Annotated in this window: 5 protein-coding genes and 1 pseudogene; 1 reads left to right on the top strand and 5 read right to left on the bottom strand. The window is 64.1% G+C overall.

The features are described from left to right. Nucleotides 1–643, top strand: a pseudogene (locus P24_RS18825) (IS630 family transposase); the annotation flags it as partial. Between the two features lie 320 nt (nt 644–963). Here P24_RS18825 and P24_RS18820 read toward each other — a convergent pair. From P24_RS18820 to P24_RS18800, 5 genes are all read right to left on the bottom strand, one after another. Beyond that, nucleotides 964–1,626, bottom strand: a complete 663-nt coding sequence (locus P24_RS18820) for a TetR/AcrR family transcriptional regulator (protein ID WP_008946343.1) — start codon at nt 1,624–1,626, stop codon at nt 964–966. A gap of 94 nt (nt 1,627–1,720) precedes the next feature. Next, nucleotides 1,721–3,079, bottom strand: a complete 1,359-nt coding sequence (locus tag P24_RS18815; RefSeq protein ID WP_008946342.1) for an MmgE/PrpD family protein — start codon at nt 3,077–3,079, stop codon at nt 1,721–1,723. A gap of 12 nt (nt 3,080–3,091) precedes the next feature. Beyond that, nucleotides 3,092–4,600, bottom strand: coding sequence for a long-chain-fatty-acid--CoA ligase (locus P24_RS18810; RefSeq protein ID WP_008946341.1), 1,509 nt, complete (start codon nt 4,598–4,600; stop codon nt 3,092–3,094). Nucleotides 4,601–4,610: 10 nt separating this feature from the next. After that, nucleotides 4,611–5,783 carry an acyl-CoA dehydrogenase family protein gene (locus P24_RS18805; protein WP_008946340.1) on the bottom strand — a complete coding sequence of 391 codons (1,173 nt, stop codon included), beginning with the start codon at nt 5,781–5,783 and terminating at the stop codon, nt 4,611–4,613. 10 nt (nt 5,784–5,793) lie between these two features. Further along, nucleotides 5,794–6,131: 2-oxo acid dehydrogenase subunit E2 (locus P24_RS18800; protein WP_008946339.1), on the bottom strand; the 338-nt coding region annotated here is incomplete at its 5' end.

Here is a 6,131-nt window from a genome sequence, read left to right as displayed (position 1 = left end):
GCCGCAAAACACCGCTTACGCAAGGCGGGCTACAGCTTAAAAAAAACCTGTCCACTAGCGAGCAGGATCGTCCGAAGATCGCGCGGCGGCGGGCGCAGTGGAAGAAGTATCAGGGGCGGCTTGATCCAAGGCGCCTCGTCTTTATCGACGAGACCTGGGCAAAGACCAACATGCCCCCCTTGACGGGCTGGTCGAAGCGCGGCCAAAAGCTCGTCGCCAAGGCCCCGTTCGGCAAATGGAAGACGCTGACCTTCGTGGCGGCGCTGCGCCATGACCGGATCGACGCGCCCTGCGTACTCGACGGACCGATCAACGGCCAACTCTTCACCGCTTACGTCGAACAGTTCTTCGTGCCGACCCTCTCGCCGGGCGACATCGTCATCATGGACAACCTCGGCAGCCACAAGGGCAGGCCGTGCGCAAGGCCATAAGAGCCGCCGGGGCCAAGCTGCTGTTCCTGCCGCCTTACAGCCCTGATCTCAACCCGATCGAACAGGTCTTTGCCAAGCTCAAACTGCTCCTGCGTAAGGCTGGCGAGCGAACCGCCGAGGCCACATGGCAACGCATCGGCCAACCCCTCGATGCCTTCCCGCCCCATGAATGCGCCAACTACCTCAGAAACAGTGGCTATGCTTCAATCTAAACAGGACAGACCCTAATGACGTCAAATGGCGTCACGCCAGCGAACGAAGGGAGCATCCATGTCCACACTCGACGAACTGAAGACGAAGTACCCGGAGCCTTTCAACAACCTTTTGGGGCAAAAGCCCCATCGACTTCGAACGAGAGGCCGGCATAGCATGAACGGGCCTATCTCGGTGTCCATCAAACCGGCAGCAGGCCACATCGCATCATAAATTTTAAGCGCGGCCTACAGGACGCGTGGCGCATCATGTCCCCCTTGAAGATGACGGCACAAGTGCCTTTCTTCGGCAGCACCATCAGGTCAATAACCGTAGCTATTCACGTCGGTTTGCTGCCCGGCGCTTGCGCGTCGTACAGCCCGTGCCGGACAAACTTCATATAGGCCTCGATCACCCATTCCGGCATTGCGCCGGGGCGATCCCCGCTAAAGCCGTAGCGCATGGACAGATAGCCGCGCGCTGCCAACAGCATGAAGGCGACCACTTCCAGTTCGCGCTTTTCGTAGCCCGGCATCTCGCCGCGTTCCCAGCTGCGCGAAAGCGCGCGGGCATAGCCGCCGGCGATCGCGTCGATATGCTGGCGGTGCGCCTTCGGCGCCAGCGTCTCAGCCTCATACAGGATGCGGTAGAATTCCGGATAGTCGCGCAGGAAGTCGAAATAGGCGCGGATGCGCCGCTCCTCGCGTTCCGGACCGGTCGCCTCGCCCATCCGGCTGCGAATATAGGCGAGCATCTTCTCGCCGAGCGCCGGCAGCAACTGGTCGAACAGATCCTGCCGCGAGTCGAAATAATTGTAGAAGGTACCTTGCGCCACCTTGGCCCGCGCCGTGATGCGGGAAATCGACGCCTCGGCATAGCCATACTCGCCGACCATCTCCGCCGCCGCCTGGAACAGCGCCTGGCGAGTCTCCTCGCTGCGTTCGGCGCGCGAACGGCGTCGCGGCTTGTCCGTTTGCTGTTCCTTTTCCTTGGTCGCGCTCACGCATACCCCTCGTTGAAAGCCGCTGCACCGCCATTTACGCGATGGCGTGCGACCATATATTCCACGCGCCGAAGATCAAGCGTTTGCGCATACATCAGGCCGCCTTGCGCAGGCTGGGCAGCGCGGCAAAGCAGCGCAGCACCTCGCCGATATCGCCATCCGGCAGCCCCCAGACAAAAGCCTCCAGCCGATCATACACGGCGGACGGGATATCCGTCTCCGCCCCGACCCGGCGGATCAGCGCCGAATCGGTCGCCCGATCATAGGCGAAATCGTCGGTGGTCTTGCTCTCGTACCGTTCGATTATCGCGCCATCCTCCAGCGTCACCGAAATGCGGCAGCACAGCGTCGGCACGGCCTCGTCGCTGACCAGCGTGACCCGCCCGACCAGCGCGTTCACGGTGGCATCGTCATAGGTCGTCATCATCCGCATGGTCGGCGTGCCGCGCTCCAGCGTGGCGGCGATGCAGAACGGGATGCTCATCAGCGTGCCGGAGATGGAATTGAATGGCCCTGCCGAATCCATGCCGGCATAGCCGGTCTCGTAGGGGTTCATCGTCACCGTGACCGATTTGATCGCCCGACCGGCGATCTCCTGCCTCAGTTCCAGCGCCGCCGTCACCGGCGTCTGGTTGAAGGCGCAGACCGGGAAGGGCTTGAAGGTGACGCGCAGGATCGCCCAATCCTTGCCCAGCCGTGCCGCCAGCGCATCGACATCGCACTCGGTACGGGCGAAGGCGCGCACGAAGCCGGCCTTGCCCTCGATGGCATGCGGCGCGGAGACGGAGCCGGCGCGCGCCAGCTCGGCGGCAACGAAGCCGTTGCGCCCGGCCATGCCGACCTGGTAGCGCCATTCATCCGTGCCATCAGCGAAGCTTTGCAATATGCCGCCGGCGAAGCTGGCCGCATTGCCGATGGCCGCCTGGGTCTGCGCCGCATCCAGCCCCATCAGCTTGGCTGATGCTGCCGCCGCCGCCAGCGTGCCATAGATCGGCGAGGCGCGCAGACCGGCCGGCGTGGTCTTGCCGGCATAGGTTTTTTCCAGAAGCCCGCCAACCTCATAGCCGGCAATCAGCGCCGGCAGCAGCCGGGCGACGGGGTAGTTGCGCGCCTCAATGATCGCCGTCAGCAGCGGGATCATGATGGCGCCCAGATGGGCGGCCCCGCAGGTATCCTCCTGCGCGCGGCCATGGAACAAAGCGGAATTCGCCAGCGCCGCCCCGACGATGGAGGTCTTGCGGCCATCGCCCAGCAGGGTGGCGCCCTCGGCCCGCTCGCCATCCATCGCCAGCGCCGCCTGTCGCGCGACCGGGGCATAGGGCGTGTTGTGGCAACCAAGGCCGATACCGTAGCCATTCAGAAGGCAGACCCGCGCCTTCTCCACCACTTCCGGCGGCAGCGTCGCAAGGTCGAGGGAGACAACGAAATCGGCGAGTGTGCGGGAGAGTGTCATGGTGTCCTCCTCCTAGTCGGTATCTTCGGGCAGGAATTCATCGCGCAGCACGCGTTTCAATATCTTGCCGGACGGGTTGCGCGGCAGTGCCTCGCGCAGATGCAGCTCCTTCGGCACCTTGAAGCCGGCCAGATGCTGGCGGCAGTGATCGCGCATCGTCTCATAGGCCAGGGTCTGGCCCGGCTTCGGCACGATGATTGCGACCGGCTTCTCGCCCCAGCGCTCGTCCGGCACGCCGATCACGGCGACCTCGCTGACCTGCGGCATCTGGTAGATCACCCGCTCCACCTCCGACGAGGCGATGTTCTCGCCGCCGGACAGGATCATGTCCTTCTTGCGATCCGTGATGTAGAGGAAGCCGTCGGCATCGACATAGCCGACATCGCCGCTGCGGAACCAGCCCTCGGGGTAGAAGCTGGCCTCGGTCTTCTCCGGGTCTTTCCAGTAACCCTTGGTGACCTTCGGGCCGCGCACGCAGATTTCGCCGTGGGTACCGGCCGGAACCTCCCGGCCATCATCATCGGTGATGCGGATTTCGCAATGCGCTGTCGGCCGGCCGGTGGAACCAATCTTGGCGATTTCCATGCCGGCTTCCATCAGCGTGTCGCCGCTGCAGGTCTCGGTCAGGCCATAGCCGTCGATATAGCGGCCATTGGGGAACAGCTCGGTAAAGGCCCGGATGCGGCTTTCCGGCGTCTTCTCGCCGCCGCCAATGGTCCAGCGCAGGAAGGTCAGATCATATTTCTGCCGCCCGTCCAGCGTCAGCGCGCGGCCCAGCATGACCGGGGCCATCCAGGCGCAGGTCAGCTTCTCGCGCTCGATGGTCGCCAGCATCTCGGCCGGGTCGAAATCGCGCAGGATGCACATGGTTCCGCCAACCCACAGCACCGCCGTTCCGGGCAGGTCGAAGGCACCGACATGGTAGAGCGGGCCCACGGTCAGGATGCGGTCCTCCCGGGTCAGCCCCAGGAAAATCGCCTGCTCCATATTCTTCCAATAGTAATTGTCGTAGGTGTGCATCACCCCCTTGGGACGGTCGGTCGTGCCCGACGTGTACATCAGCCGGAACAGGTCGTCCGGCTGGCGCGGACGCTGCGGCGGAATGGCGGCCGGCGCGCCGGTCAGAGCGCGGATATCCTTTTGCGCTGCCGCATCCAGCAGCACGGTATGCGGCAGGTCGCGCACCACCGGCTGGAACTCCTTGTCGGCGAAGACCAGCTTCGCCTCGGCATTGCCGGTGATATAGGCTACCTCATCCGCCGCAAGCCGGAAATTCACCGGCAGGAAGACGCCGCCCAGATAGGAGGTGGCGAAGGCAATCTCGATGAAGGAGGACGAGTTCTTCATGAACACCGCCACCACATCGCCCTCGCCGATGCCCTGCCCGTCCATCCACGCCGCCAGCGCCTGGATGCGCGCCCACAGATCGGCATAGGTGATGCGCTGGTCCTGGTAAATCAGCGCCAGCTTGTCCGGCGTGCGGGTGGCATGAAAGCGGATGAAGGCGCTGAGATTGACCATGGCCGTGTGCTCAGTAGGAACGGGGCATCTTGAGGTTATGGATGGAGATGAAGTTCAGGATCATCTCCTCCGAGATCGGCGCGATGCGGAACAGCCTGGCGTCGCGCCACAGCCGCTCGACATAGCTTTCCTTGGCATAGCCCATGCCGCCCATGGTCTGCATGGCGCGGTCTGTCGCCTGGGCGCTGGCATGGCCGGCGATCAGCTTGGCGATATTCGCCTCGCTGCCATAGGGCAGGCCGCTGTCGAACAGGCTGGCCGCCTTGTAGTTCATCAGCCGCGCGGTCTCGGTCTGGGCATAAGCCTCGGCCAGCGGGAACTGCAGGCCCTGGTAGGAGCCAATGGGCGCGCCGCGGAACACCTTGCGCTCCCCGGCATATTTCACCGCCAGCTCGATGGCCAGTTGCGCCGTGCCGACCAGGCAGGCGGTGGTGACGATGCGCTCCGTGTTCAGCACGTCCAGCAACTCATGCCAGCCCATGTCGAGGGTACCGACGATCTCGTCCGGCCCGGCCCAGACATCGTCGAGGAACACCATGGAGGAAGTCAGCGTGTTGGTGCCGACCTTCTCGATGGGGGTGTGGGTCAGCCCCTCTCGGTCGCGGTCGAGCAGGAACATGGTGATGCCGTCGGTGCGGCGCTTCACATCCTCGGCCTTCTGGGTGCGGGCGATCACCAGCACCTTGTCGGCCTGCGGCACGCCGGTAATCCAGATCTTGCGGCCATTGATGCGGAAGCCATTGCCCTCCCGCCTGGCGAAGGTCTGGATTTCCAGGCTGTTGGAGCCGGCATCGGGTTCCGTCAGCGCCATGCAGAACAGCATCTCGCCGCTGACCAGCTTCGGCAGATAGTCGCGTTTCATCTGCTCGGTACCGAAACGCGAGATGCCGACGCCGCCGAAGATCGGGTTGTTCATGAACAGCTGCCCGACCGTGGAGCCGGCGCCGCTCGCGGCCAGCGTCTCGACGATCAGCGCCAGTTCCAGCATGCCGAGGCCGCTGCCGCCATGCTCCTCCGGCAGGGCTGCGGCGGCGAGACCGGACTCGCAGATCGCCTTCCAGATTTCAGTGGGGAACTGCTTCTTGGCGTCAATCTCGCGCCAGTATTCCAGACCATATTCCCCGCCCACCTTGCGGGCGGTCTCGATGATCATCTTCTGCTGCTCGTTAAGCAGGAAATCCATGGTCAATGCCTCAATCTTCGGTACGAAGAAGCGAATGCGGCGCCTCCAGCGCCTCGGCGATGGCCTGCAGCAGCCGGGCCGCCAGCACGCCGTCATAGACGCGGTGATCGCAGGACAAAGTAAGCGTCATTTCCTGACGCAGCGCCGGCTTGCCCTGACTGTCCGGGCGGAAGAGCTGCTCCACAGCACCGATGCCCAGAATGGCGGATTGCGGCGGACTGATGATCGGCGTGAGCGCCTTCGCACCGAACATGCCGAGATTGGAGACGCTGATCGCCCCGCCCGTCATGTCGGCAGCACCCAGCCGGCCCTCACGGGCTTTTGCGGCGGCGTCGGCGCTGTCGCCCG

Origin of the sequence: Oceanibaculum indicum P24, assembly GCF_000299935.1 — a bacterium.
Classification (GTDB): Bacteria; Pseudomonadota; Alphaproteobacteria; order Oceanibaculales; family Oceanibaculaceae; genus Oceanibaculum; species Oceanibaculum indicum.
The sequence above is the reverse complement of the archived record's forward strand: the minus strand, read 5'-3'. Positions and strand labels throughout refer to the sequence as shown.